The sequence below is a fragment of the Thermosipho ferrireducens genome, assembly GCF_017358165.1.
Taxonomy (GTDB): Bacteria; Thermotogota; Thermotogae; order Thermotogales; family Fervidobacteriaceae; genus Thermosipho_B; species Thermosipho_B ferrireducens.
In genome coordinates, this window is the sequence record NZ_CP071446.1 from 1,165,718 (window position 1) to 1,186,029 (window position 20,312).

At 32.4% G+C, this 20,312-nt stretch carries 21 protein-coding genes; 19 read left to right on the forward strand and 2 right to left on the reverse strand.

All coding sequences use genetic code 11. The annotated features are described in order from the left end of the window. Position 1: 1 nt before the first annotated feature. From JYK00_RS05800 to era, 12 genes are all read left to right on the forward strand, one after another. On the forward strand, positions 2 to 1,789 hold the full coding sequence (locus tag JYK00_RS05800) for a polysaccharide biosynthesis protein (RefSeq protein ID WP_207565982.1): 1,788 nt from the start codon (positions 2 to 4) through the stop codon (positions 1,787 to 1,789). 21 nt (positions 1,790 to 1,810) lie between these two features. After that, on the forward strand, positions 1,811 to 2,341 hold the full coding sequence (locus JYK00_RS05805) for a hypothetical protein (protein ID WP_207565983.1): 531 nt from the start codon (positions 1,811 to 1,813) through the stop codon (positions 2,339 to 2,341). 17 nt (positions 2,342 to 2,358) lie between these two features. Next, positions 2,359 to 2,640, forward strand: a complete 282-nt coding sequence (locus JYK00_RS05810) for a hypothetical protein (protein ID WP_207565984.1) — start codon at positions 2,359 to 2,361, stop codon at positions 2,638 to 2,640. Positions 2,641 to 2,818: 178 nt separating this feature from the next. Continuing rightward, positions 2,819 to 3,934 carry an MFS transporter gene (locus JYK00_RS05815; protein ID WP_207565985.1) on the forward strand — a complete coding sequence of 372 codons (1,116 nt, stop codon included), beginning with the start codon at positions 2,819 to 2,821 and terminating at the stop codon, positions 3,932 to 3,934. A 1-nt stretch (position 3,935) separates the two neighbouring features. Then, a complete protein-coding gene (gene wecB / locus JYK00_RS05820; RefSeq protein WP_207565986.1) occupies positions 3,936 to 5,003 on the forward strand; it encodes a non-hydrolyzing UDP-N-acetylglucosamine 2-epimerase in 1,068 nt (355 codons plus the stop codon). A gap of 17 nt (positions 5,004 to 5,020) precedes the next feature. Then, positions 5,021 to 6,007: a hypothetical protein gene (locus JYK00_RS05825; RefSeq protein WP_207565987.1), complete on the forward strand. Its 987-nt coding sequence runs from the start codon at positions 5,021 to 5,023 to the stop codon at positions 6,005 to 6,007. Positions 6,008 to 6,032: 25 nt separating this feature from the next. Next, a complete protein-coding gene (plsY, locus tag JYK00_RS05830) occupies positions 6,033 to 6,638 on the forward strand; it encodes a glycerol-3-phosphate 1-O-acyltransferase PlsY (RefSeq protein WP_207565988.1) in 606 nt (201 codons plus the stop codon). 2 nt (positions 6,639 to 6,640) lie between these two features. After that, positions 6,641 to 8,146, forward strand: a complete 1,506-nt coding sequence (locus tag JYK00_RS05835) for an NHL repeat-containing protein (protein ID WP_207565989.1) — start codon at positions 6,641 to 6,643, stop codon at positions 8,144 to 8,146. Beyond that, a complete protein-coding gene (locus tag JYK00_RS05840; protein WP_228288123.1) occupies positions 8,136 to 8,567 on the forward strand; it encodes a tetratricopeptide repeat protein in 432 nt (143 codons plus the stop codon). Before JYK00_RS05835 ends, JYK00_RS05840 begins: the two co-directional genes overlap by 11 nt. Before the next feature lie 15 nt (positions 8,568 to 8,582). Beyond that, complete coding sequence (locus JYK00_RS05845) at positions 8,583 to 9,266, forward strand: hypothetical protein (protein WP_207565990.1); 684 nt, start codon at positions 8,583 to 8,585, stop codon at positions 9,264 to 9,266. Positions 9,267 to 9,272: 6 nt separating this feature from the next. Then, the gene (gene pheT / locus JYK00_RS05850) at positions 9,273 to 11,642 is read left to right on the forward strand and encodes a phenylalanine--tRNA ligase subunit beta (RefSeq protein ID WP_207565991.1); all 2,370 of its coding nucleotides are present in this window, start codon (positions 9,273 to 9,275) and stop codon (positions 11,640 to 11,642) included. Position 11,643: 1 nt separating this feature from the next. Then, a complete protein-coding gene (era, locus tag JYK00_RS05855) occupies positions 11,644 to 12,543 on the forward strand; it encodes a GTPase Era (protein ID WP_207565992.1) in 900 nt (299 codons plus the stop codon). 56 nt (positions 12,544 to 12,599) lie between these two features. Here the strand turns inward: era and JYK00_RS05860 are convergent, their stop codons facing one another. Both JYK00_RS05860 and JYK00_RS05865 read right to left on the reverse strand, forming a co-directional pair. Further along, positions 12,600 to 13,550, reverse strand: a complete 951-nt coding sequence (locus JYK00_RS05860) for a right-handed parallel beta-helix repeat-containing protein (RefSeq protein ID WP_207565993.1) — start codon at positions 13,548 to 13,550, stop codon at positions 12,600 to 12,602. Between the two features lie 68 nt (positions 13,551 to 13,618). Beyond that, complete coding sequence (locus JYK00_RS05865) at positions 13,619 to 14,035, reverse strand: hypothetical protein (protein WP_207565994.1); 417 nt, start codon at positions 14,033 to 14,035, stop codon at positions 13,619 to 13,621. Positions 14,036 to 14,369: 334 nt separating this feature from the next. Between JYK00_RS05865 and JYK00_RS05870 the strand changes: the two genes are divergently transcribed. From JYK00_RS05870 to dnaK, 7 genes are all read left to right on the forward strand, one after another. Continuing rightward, positions 14,370 to 14,630 (forward strand): hypothetical protein, encoded by a 261-nt coding sequence (locus JYK00_RS05870; protein ID WP_207565995.1) that lies wholly within the window; start codon positions 14,370 to 14,372, stop codon positions 14,628 to 14,630. Positions 14,631 to 14,786: 156 nt separating this feature from the next. Beyond that, complete coding sequence (locus JYK00_RS05875) at positions 14,787 to 15,167, forward strand: GntR family transcriptional regulator (protein ID WP_207565996.1); 381 nt, start codon at positions 14,787 to 14,789, stop codon at positions 15,165 to 15,167. Then, positions 15,151 to 15,948, forward strand: a complete 798-nt coding sequence (locus tag JYK00_RS05880) for an ABC transporter ATP-binding protein (protein ID WP_207565997.1) — start codon at positions 15,151 to 15,153, stop codon at positions 15,946 to 15,948. Before JYK00_RS05875 ends, JYK00_RS05880 begins: the two co-directional genes overlap by 17 nt. 34 nt (positions 15,949 to 15,982) lie before the next feature. Beyond that, positions 15,983 to 17,233 (forward strand): esterase EstD, encoded by a 1,251-nt coding sequence (gene estD, locus JYK00_RS05885; protein WP_207565998.1) that lies wholly within the window; start codon positions 15,983 to 15,985, stop codon positions 17,231 to 17,233. After that, positions 17,230 to 17,973, forward strand: a complete 744-nt coding sequence (locus JYK00_RS05890) for an ABC transporter permease subunit (protein ID WP_207565999.1) — start codon at positions 17,230 to 17,232, stop codon at positions 17,971 to 17,973. Before estD ends, JYK00_RS05890 begins: the two co-directional genes overlap by 4 nt. 11 nt (positions 17,974 to 17,984) lie before the next feature. Continuing rightward, a complete protein-coding gene (locus JYK00_RS05895; RefSeq protein WP_207566000.1) occupies positions 17,985 to 18,311 on the forward strand; it encodes a YbjQ family protein in 327 nt (108 codons plus the stop codon). A gap of 164 nt (positions 18,312 to 18,475) precedes the next feature. Then, a complete protein-coding gene (gene dnaK / locus JYK00_RS05900) occupies positions 18,476 to 20,275 on the forward strand; it encodes a molecular chaperone DnaK (RefSeq protein ID WP_207566001.1) in 1,800 nt (599 codons plus the stop codon). Positions 20,276 to 20,312: the final 37 nt, after the last annotated feature.

Consider the following 20,312-nt stretch of genomic DNA (forward strand, 5'->3'; position numbering starts at 1 on the left):
TTTGGAGAGAAAACTTTTTCTCTTTTTTATAGACGTTGTCGTAACATTAATTGCAGGAATATTTGCTTTGTTTGTAAGATTTGGTTTTGATTTTTTGGAGATGGGTAAGTATAATGAGTCAGTTTATATTTATGTTGCTATTGCTTCTGCGGTGTATATAATTAATGGTAACTATTCAATAATATGGCGTTATGCCAGTCCCAAGGATTTTTTGTTGGTTTTCCGGGGGTCATTTATAGCGTATCTATCGGCACTTGCCTTTTTTTATATATATAGGGATATTGTTTTGCCGCGTTCTGTTGGAATGATAACTTTTTTGGGGTCTTACGTCTTACTTATAACTGCTCGATTGTTTTATCAGTTTTTTGTCCATATTTCGAAAAGAAGTGAAAAGAAAATAGTGGTAATTGGTGCCGGTGACGCTGGAGTTATGATAACCAATGAGTTGCACAGAACGGGGACGGGAAGAGTAGTTGCTTTTGTCGATGATTCCAGATCAAAAATAGGAAGACGAATACTTGGAATAAAAGTAGATGGACCAATAAATAAAGTAATGGATGTTGTGCATCTCTATGACGCAGATGAAGTGCTTATTGCTATTCCCTCTGCAACTGGTGATCAGATAAGAAAAATATTAAAATATTTAAATCTTGACAAAGTTAAGGTGAAGATTTTGCCAAGAGTTGAAGAATTATTAAAAGATAGAGTGGAGTTAAAAGATATAAGGGATCTTTCTCTGGAAGATATTATTGGAAGAGAGTCTGTTAAAGTTGATCTTGAAACAATTTCAAGATACATAAGAGATAAGGTAGTTTTGGTAACTGGTGCCGGTGGAAGTATTGGAAGTGAACTTTGTAGGCAAATAGCTAAACAAATGCCAAAACGATTAATTTTATTAGGGCGTGGAGAAAATAGCATATATGAAATTAATGAGGAACTGGCAGAATCATTTCCAGATTTACATATAGATAGAGTTATAGGAGATGTTGAGAATGAAGAATGGATGAAAACCGTTTTTAAAAGATATAGCCCAGAAATAGTTTTTCACGCTGCTGCTCACAAGCATGTTCCTTTAATGGAAGAAAATCCATATGAAGCCATACGTGTAAACGTGTTTGGAACAATTAATCTTGTGAAAAATGCCTGCGAGTTTAATGTAGAAAGGTTTATATTTATTTCAACTGACAAGGCTGTTAATCCCACATCATTTATGGGACTTAGTAAAAGGATAGCGGAGCTTTATGTTCTTTCTAATACTAAGGAATGTGTTACTAAATTTGCTGTGGTAAGGTTTGGGAATGTTATAGGAAGCCGGGGAAGTGTACTCTGGAAATTCAAAAAGCAGATAGAGCAAAATAAGCCGATTACAATAACAGATCCAAGAATGAAAAGATATTTTATGAGTATCCCGGAAGCTGTTTCACTTGTTCTGGAAGCAGGAGCGTATACTTATGAACGGAGTTTGTATGTGTTAAATATGGGCGAGCAAATTTCAGTTGAGCAGGTGGCACGTACACTTGCAAAATTAATGGGTAAAAGTGAAGTAGAAATAATATATACGGGTAAAAGACCAGGTGAAAAGCTTTATGAAGAATTGTTTTACGAATACGAAATACCAGTAGAAACATATCATAGTAAAATCTGGAGGGTTAAGGAATCTCCAATTTTTTCACGAGATGAAATAGAATTTATGGCGAAAAAAATTTTAGAACATTTACAAAAATGGGAGATAAATGAGGCTTTGAAAATTGCCAAAAAAATTATTCCAGAACTTAATATTGAGAGATAAAAGGTTTGGAAGGAGGATTTCATGAAATTTATAGAGAGTTTTATAATGAAGTATGTAAAAAGAGATAAAAAAGAATATTTAAAAAAAGTTGTTACTAAACTTTCGGAGTTTTTAGAAAATGGTGTGAAATGTGTTATTCAACCTAATGAAAATTATGGACGGTTAAGATTAGAAATTTATGAGGACGAACATGACAACGATCTGGTTTATTTTTCAGGATTGGCTCTGCCGGAAGAACCAATGGAATGGATTTTTGATACATCAGAATATAGAACTTTTTCAGAAAAATTAAGCCTTTCAAAATCGCTGATAACTAATGTAGAATTGGCAGAAATTCCAGAGAATGAAATTTTAACTGTAAGAAGACTTATTTTAAAAAATGATACAGCATACGTTATTGTAGATAAGGAAAACACCAGGAATATGAATAACAGAGAAATTGCAGTTGAAATATTAAATTATTTATTGAAGAACGAGTTTTTAGTTGAGGAATTCTCAATAGAAAATTATGAAATAGAGATAGAAGCGGAATTAACGGATTTTTTTCAGTAGAGGAGGTGTTTATTGCAATGTTTGGGGGATTACTTATTGCGGCTGGTATTTTGTTAATTCTTGCGGTATTTTTTTCTTTAACTTCTCCGTTCTGGATATTCATAGGATTTCTCATCACAGCTGCTGGCCTTGGAATGATGATAAAGAAATTTCCATCAGGTATAGGGGCTACTATAGTTGGAATAATAGTAATTCTTACAGCTTTTGAATTTATCAATATAGGATTCTGGGAGTTTATATTAGTATTAATTGGCGCTGGATTAATAGAAGGCGGAATAAAAGTGTTAATTTCTTCATGATAAGCTATTTTTTATATGTCTTTAAGTATAAACACCTTTTGTGAATTTAAGATACCAATAGAATATTTCAATAGAACCATGGTCATGTTTTAATGGTTCAAATATTTTTGTATAAATTTCATATCATCAGATATGATACAGTTTGGTTATGATAAAATTATTTTGAGGTGATTTAATTTTGGAAAAAATTTTTACATATACAAGCATACTTATTATTTCTATTGTTATTAATACACTTGCTCCGCTTATGTCAACTTTGCAGGAGTCACTTAATATATCTATTGCTACTTCTTCATGGATACCAGTTGTCAGTCTCTTTGGAACAACTGTTTTTTCTTTGATAATTTCTGTTCTAATGTCTCGAATAGGAGTAAAAACTGCAAATAATCTGGGATTTGCATTTATTTTAAGTGGTTCAGTTCTTTTTTTTGTATCGAAAACAATTTCTCTGGTTTTAATTTCTGTTTTTCTTATTGGTTCGGGAACTGCTTTATTATTCACTTCACTTACTACTTTACTTGCTCACACAAAAAATCCTAAATATGGGTTAACTCATGCCTTTTTTGGTATGGGAGGGATTTTAGCTCCCCTTTTTGTAAGAGAAATCATTTCTAAAAATATAGAGTACAATAATTTATATCTAATATATGCTTTTGCAGTTGCTATTTTTATAGTCTGGAACATTTTTTCAAAGTTTCCAGAAACAAGATATGAAAAACTAAATTTTTTTGAGATCCGTACGATTCTAAAAAAGCCAATAGTTTATATTACTATAATCTCGCTATTATTGTATTCTGGAAGTGAGATAGGTGTAATAACGTGGGCTGGTAATCTTTTTCTACATTTTGGTATTAGTAAAGTTGTGGCCGCATCAGCTATAAGTATTTTCTGGATAACTTATACAATATCGCGAATGTTTAGTGATTTTTTAGGGGAAGTGTTGGGAGAAAAATTTCTCATTTATGTTGTAACCATAACTTCTTCAATAACTGTTTTTCTAATTATTGTATTTAAAGATTATCACATTTTTTGGGTGCTTGGAGCCATAATGGGACCTATTTTTCCAACAATTCAGAAATATGCTAATATGAGACTTGGAGGGCGTGAAGTAGGACTTTTGAATGGGTTAACGTATGCGTTTACAGGTATAGGAGCAATGTTAATTTCGGGAATAATGGGAGCCATTTCGAATTTCGATATTTCCTTAATGTATTTAATACCGGCTTTGGGTTTATTTTTGGTTTTTATAATGCAACTTTTTGAATTAAAACAATCAAAGCAAGGAGGGAATTGATTTGAAAATAGGAATAATATTTGGTACGCGTCCAGAGGTTATCAAAGTAGCTCCGGTGTATATGAAAGCTTTAGAAATGGGGTTAGAAGTAAGGGCAATAGCAACAGCTCAGCATAGACAGATGATGGATATGATGCTTAAAGTTTTTAATATAACACCTGACTATGATATGAACATAATGACACAAAATCAGTCTCTGAATACCGTAGCAGCCAAGGTTATAACTTATTTGGATGAGTATATTACAAAAGAAAAATTTGACTGGATTTTTGTACAGGGTGATACTACCACTGCAATGGCATCTGCGATTGCTGCATTTCATAGAGGTGCCAAAGTTGGGCATATTGAGGCTGGCTTGAGAAGCGGTGATTTATACGACCCGTTTCCCGAGGAAATGAATAGACAGGTAATTGATCGTGTTGCTGAGTTAATGTTTGCTCCAACTGAAATTTCTGCCTATAATCTTGAAAGTGAAGGGTTTTCAAAAGAGAGAATTAAAATTACAGGCAACACGGTGGTAGATGCATTAAATTTTATTTCAGAAAAGTTTGACCTTGATAAGGCAAGAGAAAAGGTAATAGATGTTAGAGACTACGTTCTTGTCACACTACATAGAAGGGAAAACTGGGGAACAAAAATGGCTGCTATTCTTGAAGGGATCAAAAGATTTTCTTTAGAGTATAATATCCCCATAGTATTTCCTGTACATTTAAATCCAAAAGTTCGCGAGGTTGTAAATCCAATATTGAAAGAATATAAAAATGCCATATTACTTGAACCAGTGGATTATATTACATTTTTGTCTCTTTTAAAGGGAGCAAAAATTGTAGCTTCTGATAGCGGAGGGGTTCAAGAGGAAGCTCCAAGCTTTTCAAAATACGTGGTAGTTTGTAGAAATACTACTGAAAGGCCGGAGCTAATCCAGAGTGGTTTTGGAACACTTGCTGGGACAACAGCAGAAAGTGTTTATAAAGCGCTTGTAAATGGTGTTAGTGTTAATTTGACCAATCTAAAAAATCCCTTTGGAGATGGTAATGCGGCAGGAAAAATATTAAATGCTATAATATAACTTGTAGGGGGGAAAATATGAGCATAGGTGATGAAAAATTTATAGTAATTTTTGCTGCAGTGGTAATAACCTTATTAGGAATTTTTTTGTTGATACCTAAAGAAAAATCGTTAGACTTTAATGGTGTTGTTGTAAGAAAAATTCCTGGTAATTCGATAGTAGTAGAGAAGGATTTAACAGCAGGAGATAGAATAAAACAATTGTATGAAAAAGATCAGTTATTTGTTTTTGAGGGAACTTTTATAGCAAATGTTAAACAAGAAAATCAAGCCTGGCAACAGGCAGGTAATAAAGCAAGAGAAGAGCTCGCCACTTTTTTAGGCGCTGAAATAAAGAGTAATAGTAAACTTACAGAAGAATTAGGAAAGTTTTTTAATAACAGTTCTTACAGTCAGGGTGTAAATGTTGTTGTAAACAATTACGTTGCCAGTTCAAAAATAATTGCGAAATGGAAAATTCCTCAGGGAAGGAATATTTTTGAATATCATGTGCTTGTTTATTATGATCCGGAGTTTTTTGAAAATACAATCCAGGATTTTATCAAAAGTGAGGAAAAACGAGAAAAGAATATCCAATACTCATTATCTGAGGGGGTTCGGAAAAGTCTTTTAGATTACAATGTGTTTTTGAGATATGTGTTTGAACCAAATTTTAGAGATTTCATCATGTATTTATTTACTTTTAATGATGGAAAGTTTATATACTTTAAAAAATTAGAAAAGCAGGATACTGATACTGCTTTGTTTAGAAAAATTCGCGAATCCGTTGAAAAAGAATCAATTGATGTCTTTAGGTTAATTGTTAAAGATGGAAAAGTTGTTTATTACGACTCCAAAACTAAGAGTTTCAATGAAAAATTTGGAAAAGAAATTGCAAAAATTTATGCTAACCAATTAATTGAAAAAGTTCCTCGGTTTGGTTATGGAATGTATAATTTAGCATTTTTCAGAATAAATCTTCATAGGAAAATTTATGTGCTTGTATTAATAAAACCAGTGAGATAAATTAATTTTAATATGGAGGTGCAACGTGAAAGCTCTTATAATATCAGCAATAATAGGATATCTAATTGGTGGAATTCCTTTTAGTTTTATAATAGCCAGATTGAAAGGAATAGATATAAGGAAAGTTGGAAGTGGTAATGTTGGTGGAACAAATGTTTTAAGAAGCGCTGGAGCTCTGGCAGGTGCATTTGCGTTTGCACTGGACATATTAAAAGGCGTTTTGGCAGTTTTTATCGTGAGAAAATATGGGATAAATTTTCAAATTATCGCAGGAATTTTCGCTGTTATAGGGCACTGCTTTCCAGTATATCTAAAGTTTAAAGGTGGAAAAGGTGTTGCGACAACTTTTGGAGTTTTTCTTGGGATTTATTATTTATCGGGTTTGATTTTCTTTATTTTCTGGATTATAACGGTGATTTTTACAAAGTACGTTTCTCTTTCTTCTATAATAGGACTTCTGGCTGGAAGCGTGTTTGCGCTGATAATGGGAAAAAGTTATTGGATTGTATTTTTAGCATTAGCGTTGTTTTCTATTTTACGACATAAAGACAATATTCAGAGGCTCATTAGTGGTAATGAAAGAAAAACTGATGTGGTGAAATATTTTCTTGGGAAGAAAGGAAGAAAATAGTAATGAAAGAAAAATTAATAGTGTTAGTTCTTGGTTTGATTCTGATTGGTACTTCAGTTTTTGGGTTGCTTACTGAAGAACAGAGTCGCAAATTTTTAAGCGAAGCTATAAATCTCTGGAAGGAACGGCAATACGAGAGTGCTGATAAAAAAATGCTGGATGCTCTAACTGGAAGTATCAACGCTGTTGAAATTCCATGGTATTGGTACTTTCAGTCAAAATTGGATGTTTACGTTGGTCAGGTGGATAAAGCTATAGAGAATTTAAAAACCATACTTACAATAACAAATTCAAAGGAGATTTCTGAACTTTTAAAAAAAATAAAAAAGTTCAGAATCCCTGAAAACTCTATTTCGAAAAACTTTAAAATTAAGTTCATTGATTCTTTTTCTGGGGTTGTTAATGGCAAAGAATACTTCTATTCTATTACATCAATAGCTATTTTTGGCGATAAAATATACTTAACAGATTATGAAAATAAAAGAATAATTATTTTGAAAGATAGAGTGCTCTGGAAAATTATAAAAACAAATTATAAGCCAAAGTATATAACCATAGATAGTTATGGAAGAGTGTATGTCCTTTCTGATAACTCCCTTTTTAATTTGAATACTGATAAACCTATCTTAGAAAATTTAGCATCTCCAATAATTGCAGGAGTGGATAGAGCAGACAGAATTGTTATGGTTGATATGAACGGAATAATAATCTATGATCACGGAAAACTTATTAGAAAAGAGCTAAAACAACCATTTATACCTCTTGATGCGGATATAAATTACAAAAATCTTTACATACTCGATGGATTTAACAATAGAATAGTTCTTTTTGATATTTATACATTAGATTATGTAAAGGAAATTCCATTAAACAAAAATGTTTGGTCCTTTGAGGTTTCGCCAGATGGGGAAATAATTTATCTGGAAGGTAACACTCTGATTGCTGGTAATACTAAATTTAGTTTAAAAAGCTCTCCTATGTTTATAGAGTACTTTTATCCGCATTTATTTGTAATTGATTGGAAGGCAGATAAAATAACATGGTATTTACTTAAAGATGAGAAGCCTATCTTTATAAATATCGATAATTTTAAGACCACAGAATCCACTTTAACTGCTCAGATAAGGATAGAAGACTATTATGGAGATAGTATACATCTTGCTAAAGATTTTATAACTACTTTCGAGCAAGATGTAAGAGAATTTGCTTCTGTTACGTATGAAACTTTAGACGCATCGATAGTGAATCTGAAAAAAGATAGCGGAATCGAGGTTATAACAGAAAGATTTTTAGGCAGAATTGTAAATGGTAACACAAAACTCTGGATATACACAGGAGGTTCACCACTTTTTACAAAAAAGAAAGGAAAACTTGTATGGAAAATTACGTATGAGTATGCAAGACCTACTCTTTTCCCTTTAATGCGTTTTACTGTTCAGGTAAACATTGTAGATGAGATCTACTCTGATACAATAATTTTTACAGAGGGTGAAATAAATGGATCATAGTGTAATGAATGAATTTTTGAAGGCGATTGAATTTACAAAACTTGGAGAATATGAAAAAGCTATAGAGATTTATCAGCAATTAGCAGCTAAAAATATACCTGAAGCTTACAATAACCTCGGGAATATTTATAGAAAAAAGGGTCTTATTGGAAAAGCTGTTGAGATGTACAAAAAAGCAATAAATATAAATCCAGAATTTCCCGAGGCGTTTTTCAACATGGGGTGTGCGTTAATGGAAATTGACAAATACGATGAGGCTATAATGGCTCTTGAAAAATCTCAGAAGCTTGGATTGCATTCTTTTGATTTGGATGTACAACTTGCCTTGTGTTATATTGCAACGGGAAAGCAAAAGAAAGCTCAAGAAAAACTTTCCGATAAAAATGTTGAAAATGAAGTGAAAAAGTATTTGAAAGAATGATGGGAGGGGGAACCTGTGAATGTTTCAGAAAGTTTAAATGTAAGCGATTTGCTGACTTATCTTAAACCTCTTGTAGATTACTGGTTTTATACACTTCCAGTAGCGTTCTTTTTATGGGTCGCTGCAAATTATGTTGAGAAGTTTGCTATCGCATTGATAGGATTCATTGCAGGAATAAATTTTATTTTCCCGTTTTTAATGGAAAAATTTCCGCAGCTTGATCAATGGCTTACAACCGATGTTTCAAAGCAAGTTGCTATGGTTATATTAGGTATTCTGGTAGCTGCTATTATTTATGCTTTATATAGAGCATTTGTTTTCATAGCTGGATTTTTAATACTTGGAATCATAGGATATTATGTAATAGATTTCGTTGTAAGATATTTCAGTATAAGTTTTCCAGCTGAGTCCGGGTATTTTATTTTTGGTGGAGCTATTCTTTTTGGAATAATTGGAGGTTTTTTTGCTGCCAGGAAAAGCACAGAAATAGTAAGCATTCTTTCGATAATTGTAGGATCTGCTGTTATAAGTAGTACAATTATAGCTGTAATAATTAAATACATTATCAAGTCAGAGGACTTTGAAAAGACGTTTTCTCAACCCGTTTATTCAAGCATTTTTGTGGGACTTTTGCTTGTTTTTATAATCCTTGGATTTGTAATAAATTTTGGAAAAAGAAAAGGCAAAGAACGGGGGTGAACAGATTTGAAAGTACCTGTGGAATGGTTGAAAGATTTTGTAACGACTAACAAAAGTGTTAGTGAAATTGCTGAAAGATTAAGCCTTAGCGGAAACAATGTAGAACAAATAATTAAACCTTTTCCCCTTTCAGGACCGATATTGGCAGGAAAAATAATAAACATACAGAAACATCCAGATGCGGATAAATTAGTTGTTTGTGAGGTAGAAATTGGGAATGAAAAAAGAAATATAATTACAGGGGATTTAACGGTAAAAGTGAATGATATTATACCTGTGGCATTGGATGGGGCAATTCTTGCAAATGGGATGAAAATTGAACGCAGAAAGATGCGAGGGGTTATTTCGGAAGGTATGATGTGTTCCCTGGAAGAATTAGGTCTTGAAGAAAAATCAGAAAGTGTTTATAGGTTTGAAGATCAGGTGCCAGTTGGAACTGATGTTGTTAAATATTTGAAGCTGGACGATGAGACATTGGATATTGAAATAACTCCCAATAGGCCTGATTGTTTGAGTATTATTGGGATAGCTCGCGAGCTTTCTGCGCTGTTTAATATACCTCTTTCTGTTCCAGAAAATAATTATGAAAAAATGGGAAAGTGTGATGTAAGTGTAACTATTGAAAGTGAAGGATGCTGGAGATATGTTGCTCGTGTTGTGAGGAATGTCAAAATCGGGGAGAGCCCATTATGGCTTAAAAGAAGATTAATATCAGCGGGAATTAGACCAATCAACAATATAGTTGATATAACGAATTATGTTATGTTAGAAACAGGTCATCCAGTTCACGCTTTTGATCTAAATATGGTTGGAAATAAAATTATTGTCAGAAATGCTAAAAAAGGTGAAAAGATTTTGCTTCTTGATGAAAAAGAATATGAAATGAAGGGTGGAGAAATTTTAATAACAAATGGTGAAAAGATTTTAGCACTTGGTGGCATAATGGGAGGAGAACTGACAGGAGTTAAAGAAACTACAACTGATTTGCTTTTAGAAGTGGCTATGTTTGATCCTGTTCAGATTAGAAAAGCTGCAAAACAACATGGGTTGATGACCGAATCATCATACAGATTCGAACGAGGCGTTGATCCTGATGATGCGTTGTTTGTAATGGAAAGGTTATCGACGTTGATTTATGAAATAGCTGGTGGTGTTTCCTCAGAAGTTCTTGATGTTTATTCAAAAAGAGTGGAGCCAGGAAAAATAATTTTCCAGAAACAATTAATAGAGAATGTAATTGGTGTTCAAATTCCAGAAGATATTTCAAAAGCGATATTACAAAATCTTGGTTTTAAGGTTTTAGATAGAGATGAAAAAACATGGGAAATTTGTGTGCCAACCTTTAGATATTTTGATATAGAAAGACCTATAGACATAGTTGAAGAAGTTGGAAGAATTTATGGTTACGACAGTGTTGAAAGCACACCGTTCCGGGTGTTAGTAGGGAAAGGTGGACGAACACGAGAACAAAGATTAAGATCAAAACTCAGGGAATTGATGGTGTCCCAGGGATTCAGTGAGGCTATCACTTTATCTTTTATATCTGAAAAAATTCATAAATGCTGGGGAATATCGAAAAATAGTGTACCACTTTTAAATCCAATAAATGAAGATATGAACATTATGAGGCCAACTCTTCTTTATGGATTGATGGAATCACTTTCGTATAATTATAAAAGACAAAACAGAGATGTTAAAATCTTTGAAATAGGGAACGTGTTTATTGGCGCAAAAGAACAACCAGAAAATGTTGAAAAAATAGCTGGGGTAGCCGTGGGAAGAATTAATAAATATGATTATACAGATAATAGAAAATTTAACTTTTACATTTTCAAAGGTATTTTAGATAACATTTCAAAATCTTTCGGGGTTAAATTTTCTTATGAAGATACAGAAATAGAAGGTTTTGTACCAACGCAAGTTGCAGCTGTAATTCTAAATGGTAAAAGAATAGGTTTCATTGGTATGTTGGAGCCAGATTTTGTAAACAAAGTTTATGATGTAAAAGATGAGGTATTTGTGTTTGAACTTAGTACTAAAGAGCTTTATGAAAATTATATAGAGGTTCCAGAATATAAGGCAAGTGTGATATACCCAGGTATTAGAAGAGATATAGCATTTCTTATTCCATCAAACTTTAAAGCTGGAATTTTAGTTGAAGAATTTGAAAAATCGAAAATTGTTGAAGAAGCTGGAATAGCGGATATATATAAAGGCAAAGGAATCCCTGAAGGATTTACAAGTGTAACATTTTATGCTGTTTTTAGATCACAGGATAAAACCTTAAATGATGAAGAAGTTAATAAGGAATGGGAAAATATTAAACAAAATATTATTAACAAGTATCCAGTGAAAGTTCGATTTGAGGGGGCATGAGATGGAATCAGGTTTTGTGGCACTTTCAGGAAAACCAAATGTTGGAAAATCTTCCCTTGTAAACGCAATTCTGGGAAGGAAAATATTGATAGTTTCTGATAAACCCCAGACGACAAGGAATAGAATAAATGTTATATATACAGATGATAATTCGCAGATAGTGTTTGTGGATACTCCTGGTATCCACAAACCTCTTTATCGATTGGGAGAATATATGGTTAAAGCAGCGGTAACAGCTTTAAAAGGTGTTGATATAGTGCTGGTTGTGGTGGACGCAAAAGATGGCATAAAGAAACCGGAAAAGTTTGTGTTTGAATATGTAAATAAATCTGGAACAAAAGCTATAGGAGTTATAAACAAAATTGATCTTGTAAGCAAGACAAGATTGCTGGAGTTATCAAGGGTAGTTGAAAAAGAACTTGAAAACTGTATAGGTGTTATAAAGACATCTGCTGTCACTGGAGAAGGCATAAAAGAACTTTTAGATGTGATAAAAAATCATCTCTCTGAGGGGCCACAATTTTATCCGGAAGATATGGTGATTGATAGACCATTTGCATTTATGGCTTCAGAAATTGTTCGAGAGAAAATATTTCAATACACGTATGAGGAAGTCCCCCATTCCACTGCTGTGATTGTTGAAGAGATAAAAGAACGCGAAAATAATGTAATTTACATAAGGGCAAACATATATGTGGATAGAAATAGTCAGAAAGGAATAATCATAGGTCATAAAGGCTCAATGATTAAAAAAATAGGCCAGGACGCAAGAAAAGAACTGGAATTTCTTACAAATCAAAAAATTTATCTTGATTTACATGTCAAAGTAAAAAGAAACTGGAGAGATAAAGACTTTATTATTTTAAATGAAATAGGAATGAGAGACGATATAAATCAATAATTAAAAATGTAAAAATAGCTTGGTTTCAAAGTATAGAAACCAAACTAAAATGTTTTTTATTTACCTATGAAATAATCTGGTAAATCAAAGTTTTCTGGTAAAATGACGAATTCATCTTTTGAATAATTAAATATTCCTTCTATATTCCCGATAAATTGTTTCGAGTGTGGACAACTATTACATATTCTTTGGAGTATAAAAATGTCTATATTATTTTCAATAAAAGAGTTGTATAAAAATTCAGATTTTGACTTTCCCATCAGTATTATACCCCTGTCTATCGTTTGAAACGTGTTAGATACAATCAAATAATTTCCATCTGATAAAACTAATCCAACAATATTGTTGGAAAATTTCGAGTTACTTATTATAGTTTTTTTATTCATAGCTGAAATTCCTACCTGTAAATAAGAAAAATGAGATTTATAAACATCAAGTCGAGTTTTTCCTTTTGTGATTATTCCTCTGTTATTAAATAATGTAATTTGTTGAGATGAATTAACTGGTTTAGTTTTCTTTGCTCCATTTATACGAACGTTAAAAATTACAACTGAATTATGAATCTTTGTCGCACTGTCAGTTGAATCTGTGAAAATACCAATAGAATTTTCTCCTAAAACTATTTCCATGTTTTTTAAAATAACTGTTGAGTCTATTGCTATAATGGCTGTTGTGTTTGTTGCAAATATTGATAAATCATTAAATTCGACTCTGGAATTCTCTATAAATATATTTGGATATTTTATAGAATAGGATTTTAATGGCTTGGTTTTAATCCAAACATTTGGGGACTCGCCTACTATTTTTAAATTTTTGTTTATTATCTTTAAGTTTTCTTTATAAACACCTTCTTTTATATGAATTATATCACCATTACTTGCTTTGTTGATCGCTTTCTGAATACTTTCTATATATCCAATGCTTTTTCCAACAATAAACGTTGTGTTTTGAGCTATACTAACCATCGAAATAATTAACCAACCTAAAATTATTAATATTTTTTTCATTTAAACCCTTCCTCTGTTTGTATAATACATTAATTGGCTAATTTAAACACCAAAAAGAATCATAGATTTCAATTATTGCTATTACAGGGATAAATTGTTTTACATTCTATTTTAAAACATTGATAATTTCCTGGAACCCAACAAGCTACATGACAAGAAGCTATGCATGCATAATATGCTATCTTCCCTTTAATCCTTGCAATCTCACAACCTGTAGTACAATGAGCCATACATGTTGTGTCCATATGCCCGGGTATATATCTCTTTTCAGTACATATACATTGCTTTAATGGTTCAGTAATAGATTCATTGCATTCTCTTAAAATATTCGGCGGACTTTGATTATATTCTGTCAAGAGTAAAACAGATGTTTCTGATTTTTCAAAAAAAGTAACACTTTCATTCAAAACTGTGAGGTTTCCATAAGTTATTATTACAAGAAAATTCATATATAAAACAAATATCATTTTTACAGATGCCTTCATAAATATCCCTTGCTTGATGTTATTTTAATAAAGCTACAATACTTTAAAAGGAGATATTTGATTCATGTGTATTTTATCATTTATATAATCACATTATCAAAACGAATAGGTTAATTATTTGTTAATCTCGCGTAGAACGATAGATATGAAAAATAGTTTAGAACCTATTTCATAGAAATCACTGAAAACCGTGCTTGTTTCAAAATAGGTAGAAGAAGGCATAGAAAAAAGCAAGGAAGATGATATAATCTCCTTGCTATAAGAAGAAAAATATAAAGAAGATATTCGAACTTGTATACTGCTTCCCATAAGAATTGATCAGAAAAAGAGTAGAGTGGATGTAGATTATGAAGAATACAAAGAAAGGAACGAAATAGAAGGACTATTTGGAAACATAAAAACAAAGCTTGGGGGATATGTATATGCCTACAGAGATGACATGGCAAGGATACAGGCACTAATAAAGTTTTTATTGTACAACCTGTATGTGGCGTATTTTTTTCTTTTTACAAAGCTATGTATTAATATTACAAATTTCATAGAAAATCATATAAAAATATACAAATTTTATATAATTCCATGTAAAATTAGATAAAACGCATAAATTCACATGAAATTCATAAAAAAATTGTATATTTCAAGTTCATTTTTCTTATTCTTATACGATTTTTGAAACAGGGCCTTGAAGACTTGACAATATGTATACTGTAATAGTATAATATTACAGTAATAAGATTGGGAGGTAAAAACAATGTGGTTTTCTATAGATTTTTCATCACACATTCCTATATATAGACAGATAGCCGAAAAGATAAAGTTAATGATAATTCAGGGCGAATTGAAAAAAGGAGATTTTGTGCCATCAATTAGAAATCTGGCAGGTGATATAGGGGTAAATCTTAATACAGTTTCAAGGGCGTATAGAGAACTTGTTCGTGAAGGAGTACTGAGATCTATAAGAGGAGAAGGCTACATTGTAAATGCTGAAAGTTTCGAATCTTTTGAATTTTCTATTATTAAAGAGTTGGAAGAAATTTTAAAAAAATGCAAGCAAGCTGGTATTACTTATGAAGAAGTATTATCACTGGTTAGCAAATATTATGGGAGGGATTTAGATGATTCTTCAGGTTAAAGAACTTTCAAAAAGTTATGGAAAAAAGTTAGCTGTAAACAAAATAAGTTTTTCGGTGGAAGAAGGCCAGATTTTTGCTTTGCTGGGTCCAAACGGTGCCGGTAAAACTACCACTCTAAAATGCATACTCGGTTTGAGAAAAGAAGATTCTGGAAAAATTTATCTTGGTGGGACTTATGCTTATTTGCCCGAGAAAAAAGAGCTTTATAAATATTTAACTGTTGAAAAAATGATAGAGATTACTCAGAACATTTCTAAAATGTTCAGGAAGGAAAAGGCTGTTGAATTAATTAATGACTTTAAGATTTCTTTAAAAGAAAAGATAGCGAATCTTTCCCACGGCATGCTTACGCAGGTTTATATATCGCTTGTATTTGCAGAAGATGTGGATATTTATTTTTTAGATGAACCAACATGGGGTCTTGATCCATTAATGCGTTCAAAAGTTATTGAATTAGTTCGGAAAATGTCTTTAGAAGGAAAGACAATAGTTTATACCAGTCATATTTTACCAGAGGTGGAAAAGGTGGCGGATGTAGTAGCGATTATGAATCATGGAAAAATTCTCGAGCTGGATTTTCTTGATAATCTTAAAGAAAAATATGTGGCGTGTGTGGTAGGCAAAAATGAAAATGTGGAAGGTTACCTTTTTAAAGAAACGGAAAAAGAGAATGTCTATATTACATTGAAAGAAAAAGCCATAGGCAAAATAGAACCTGTGACATTTGAGAATATATTTGAAGCGATTGTAAGAACTGATAAAAGAACCGCGAATTTATAACATTCATTTTCTTATGAAAGGAAGGTGAAACAGAATGAAAAAGATAATACTTATAGTTATATTGTTAACACAAGTTTTTGGATTTTCTTTTAAATTTCAGGATGAAGCATTTACGTATCTTGAATTTTTAGCAAAAGAAAATTTTCGTGCGGCTTATGACATGTCTGATGAAATAATGAGAAAACAACTCGATGTAAATAAATTAAAAAATATCTGGGAAAATGTCATTTTATTATTTGGAGATTATAAAAAGATTTTAAAAGTGAATGCGATGACAAAAGGAGAATATGAAGTTTATATTTTTACGTGTAATTTTGAAAAGGAAAATGCATTAATAACTATAAGTGTAAATAAAAAGGGAGAAATATCCGGGTTATTTTTCAAAAAAGCTGATGAGAAGATTTTATACAGATTACCGGAATATGTGGACAAAGATAAGTTTGTTGAAAAAGATGTCCAGATAGGAAAATATAAACTACCAGGTAAACTTACTATTCCAAAAGGTGAAGGCAAATTTCCGGCTGTTGTTCTTATTTCAGGCTCTGGGCCCAATGATATGGATGTGAGTATAGGTCCAAACAAAATATTTAAAGATATAGCTTACGGATTATCTACAAATGGTGTAGTAACATTACGATTTCACAAAAGAACTTATGTTTTGGGAAGTAAAATGAACATAGAAAAATTAACTGTGAAAGAAGAAATAATCGATGATGTGAACGCTGCAATTAATTATCTTAAAAACTTGAACTATGTAAAGAATATATATTTATTGGGGCACAGTTTGGGAGCGTACATAGCTCCTTATATTGCCAATAAAAATAAAAACATAGATGGTGTTGTGTTGCTTGCACCTCCTGCAAGAAATTTAGAAGATCTTATGTACGATCAGCTTATTTATTTAAAGAATTTTCAGGATATTAACAAAGAATTGCTGGAAAAAATAGATAAATTGAGAAAAGAAGTGATGGATGAATCTGAAATTATATTCGGTGCTACTGTAAAGTACTATTATGATTTAAGGAATTACAATCCTATTAATTATCTGAGAGGTATTAACGCGTTTTTGCTATTTGGGGAAAGAGATTATCAGGTAACAAAAAAAGAAGAGGAGATTTACAGAAAATATTTTCCTGATCTGAAAATAAAGGTTTATCCAGGTTTGAATCATCTGTTTATAGAGGGTAAAGGAGTTCCTAATCCCTATGAATATTTTAAAGAAGGTCATGTTAGTGAAAAGGTAATAAAAGATATATATTACTGGATAAAGGAGGCAAAAAAATGAGAAAAGAACTACTTGATCTTAAAGTAAGATCAATAGTCTTGTTAATTGCTATAACTGGATTATTCTTTGTTATTGCACCACTTCAAAAAGTGACGATTAATATGCTAAGTGAAAATGCAGAGGCAGTTGAAAAGTTTATAGGAAAAGGTTTTGTTGAGAATCTAAAAGATTGGAAATTCTATATATACTCACAGTGGTTTGGAAAAAATTTTGGTCAGTTTATCCCTATAATAGCCATAATTTTTGCCTTTCCATTGTTTTCAAGAGAATATGAAAGTGGCACCATAGAATTTCTTCTTACAAGAAATTCACGGCAGCGTGTTTTTGTGAATAAATTGTTTGTAAGTTCTATAATCTTGCTGGCAGAAATAGTGTTTTTTTCGATTCTTCCCGCTATATATTCAATAATTTTTTCTAAAGAGTTGAATTATAGTTATCTGTTTCAGTTTATGATTCATGTGATTCTGGGAGGAATGTTCTGGTATAGTGTTACCTATATGTTTTCCGTTGTTTTTAACGATCAGGTAAAACCCATACTATTTTCTGTAGTATTCCTGGGTGGAACTACAGCGTTAGGTTTTTTAAAACCGCTCCAATTTTTGAATACATATACGTATATACTTGGAACTGATATATTAAAAGGTGAAGGAATTAATGTTAGCTATTCATTTATGCTTTTGCTATTGACAGTTATTATTTTAATCATCAGCTATCAGGTGTTTTTGAAGAAAGAAATTTAGGAGGTGAAAAGATGATAATTTCAACAACAGAAAATGTTCCCGGTTATGAGATAACAGAAGTCTTGGGAGTTGTGATAGGAAATATTGTGCACTCAAAACATTTAGGGAAGGATATAGCAGCTGCTTTTAAAACACTTGCAGGTGGAGAAATACGATCATATACAGAGATGATGACTGAAGCAAGGAACAAAGCTCTGGAAAGAATGATAGATGAAGCTGAAAAATTGGAAGCAGATGCAGTAATAGGCATAAGGTTTGGAAGCTCCTCTGTAATGTCAGGAGCCGCTGAAATGCTTGCGTATGGAACCGCTGTTAAGCTAACAAGAAAGCAGAGATAGCAATTTACATTTATGGGTAACGATTGCTATACATTTAAGTAATATTTATGTTAACACAACGGATGAGCAGTATTTATGAGCTCATCCGTTTTTTATTTTTTATATTTATCACTCTTGACAAGAGAGTGCTAATATCATATAATATGAAATGGGAGGTGAAAGAAATGGCAGAGAAAAAAGAATTTGTAGTAGGAATAGATCTTGGAACAACAAATAGCGTAATAGCCTGGATGAAACCAGATTCTTCTACAGAGGTTATACCAAACGCAGAAGGTTCAAGAACAACTCCTTCAATAGTAGCTTTTACAAAATCAGGAGAAATTCTCGTTGGTGAACCTGCAAAAAGACAGCTTATTCTTAATTCGGACAGAACTATTAAATCTATAAAAAGAAAGATGGGTTCAGATTATAAAGTTAGTATCGATGATAAATCATACACCCCACAGGAAATAAGCGCATTTGTACTAAAAAAACTTAAAAGAGATGCGGAAGAATATTTAGGTGGGGAGATTAAAAAAGCTGTTATTACATGTCCTGCATACTTTAATGATGCCCAAAGACAGGCCACAAAAGAAGCAGGTGTTATTGCAGGTTTTGAAGTGCTCAGGATTATAAATGAACCAACGGCAGCTGCTCTGGCGTATGGTCTTGATAAGAAAGGGAAAGAAGAAAAGGTATTGGTTTATGACCTTGGTGGTGGAACTTTTGACGTTTCAATTTTAGAAATTGGTGATGGAGTAATTCAGGTAATTGCAACTTCTGGTAATAATCACCTCGGTGGAGATGATTTCGATCAGAGAATTATAGATTGGCTTGCAGAAGAATTTAAAAAGCAACATGGAGTTGATTTAAGGGAAGATAAACAGGCACTTCAAAGGTTGAGAGATGCTGCAGAAAAAGCCAAGATAGAATTGTCGAGTAAAATGGAAACTGATATAAGTCTTCCTTACATAACAGCGACTTCTGAAGGTCCTTTGCACCTGGAAATAAGATTGACAAGATCAATGTTTGAATCTTTAACTAAAGACCTTGTAGAAATGACAAGACAACCTATAGAAAGAGCTCTGTCAGATGCTAAATTGAAACCGGAAGATATTGATGAAATTATATTAGTTGGTGGGATGACACGTGTTCCAATGGTGCAGAGGTTTATCAAAGAAATTTTTGGAAAGGAACCCAATAAGGGAATTAATCCAGATGAAGCGGTAGCGCTTGGAGCCGCGATTCAAGCAGCGATTCTTGCAGGTGAGGAAGGCGCAAGAGGTAAGGACATAGTACTTGTTGATGTTACTCCACTTACACTTGGAATAGAAGTAAAAGGTGGTTTATTTGAACCAATTATTCAGAGAAATTCAACGATTCCTATAAAGAAAAGTAAGGTATTTACTACAGCAGAAGATGGACAAACAGAAGTTGAAGTAAGGGTATTCCAGGGAGAACGACCAATAGCTGCGGATAATATACTCCTGGGTAGTTTCAGGTTAGTGGGGATTCCACCAGCTCCTCGTGGAGTACCTCAAATAGAAGTTACTTTCGATATTGACAGCGATGGAATAGTGCATGTCTCTGCTAAAGACCTGGGGACTGGAAAAGAACAAACAATGGTTGTTACAGGCAGACATAAGTTAAGTGAAAGTGAAATAGAGAAGATAATAGAGGATGCTAAAAAGTATGAAGAACAGGATAAAAGAAGAAAAGAAGAAGTGGAGCTAAAGAACAGAGCGGATGAACTGGTATACTACATTGAAAAATCATTGAAAGAATATGGTGATAAAGTTCCAGAGGATTTGAAAAATAAACTTCAAACACTTGCTGGAGATTTGAGAGATGCTATTAATAAAAATGATATACCAAGAATTAAAATGCTCTTTGATGAACTTGAAAGAGAGAAGAATAAAATAGGTGAATATATTTATAAACAACAGGCCGGCAACCAGGATTCACAAAGTGCAGGTAATCAATAAGAATAAAAAATAAAAACAAAGGAAGGGAGGCTGAGAG

What these genes read in the sequence shown, in the direction of transcription:
- JYK00_RS05825 (WP_207565987.1), top strand. Translation starts at nt 5,021, where the DNA reads ATGAGCATAGGTGATGAAAAATTTATAGTAATTTTTGCTGCAGTGGTA.
- JYK00_RS05875 (WP_207565996.1), top strand. Translation starts at nt 14,787, where the DNA reads ATGTGGTTTTCTATAGATTTTTCATCACACATTCCTATATATAGACAG.
- JYK00_RS05880 (WP_207565997.1), top strand. Translation starts at nt 15,151, where the DNA reads ATGATTCTTCAGGTTAAAGAACTTTCAAAAAGTTATGGAAAAAAGTTA.
- JYK00_RS05810 (WP_207565984.1), top strand. Translation starts at nt 2,359, where the DNA reads ATGTTTGGGGGATTACTTATTGCGGCTGGTATTTTGTTAATTCTTGCG.
- JYK00_RS05895 (WP_207566000.1), top strand. Translation starts at nt 17,985, where the DNA reads ATGATAATTTCAACAACAGAAAATGTTCCCGGTTATGAGATAACAGAA.
- JYK00_RS05860 (WP_207565993.1), bottom strand. Translation starts at nt 13,550, where the DNA reads ATGAAAAAAATATTAATAATTTTAGGTTGGTTAATTATTTCGATGGTT.
- era (WP_207565992.1), top strand. Translation starts at nt 11,644, where the DNA reads ATGGAATCAGGTTTTGTGGCACTTTCAGGAAAACCAAATGTTGGAAAA.
- JYK00_RS05835 (WP_207565989.1), top strand. Translation starts at nt 6,641, where the DNA reads ATGAAAGAAAAATTAATAGTGTTAGTTCTTGGTTTGATTCTGATTGGT.
- JYK00_RS05890 (WP_207565999.1), top strand. Translation starts at nt 17,230, where the DNA reads ATGAGAAAAGAACTACTTGATCTTAAAGTAAGATCAATAGTCTTGTTA.
- JYK00_RS05865 (WP_207565994.1), bottom strand. Translation starts at nt 14,035, where the DNA reads ATGAAGGCATCTGTAAAAATGATATTTGTTTTATATATGAATTTTCTT.
- dnaK (WP_207566001.1), top strand. Translation starts at nt 18,476, where the DNA reads ATGGCAGAGAAAAAAGAATTTGTAGTAGGAATAGATCTTGGAACAACA.
- estD (WP_207565998.1), top strand. Translation starts at nt 15,983, where the DNA reads ATGAAAAAGATAATACTTATAGTTATATTGTTAACACAAGTTTTTGGA.
- JYK00_RS05805 (WP_207565983.1), top strand. Translation starts at nt 1,811, where the DNA reads ATGAAATTTATAGAGAGTTTTATAATGAAGTATGTAAAAAGAGATAAA.
- JYK00_RS05840 (WP_228288123.1), top strand. Translation starts at nt 8,136, where the DNA reads ATGGATCATAGTGTAATGAATGAATTTTTGAAGGCGATTGAATTTACA.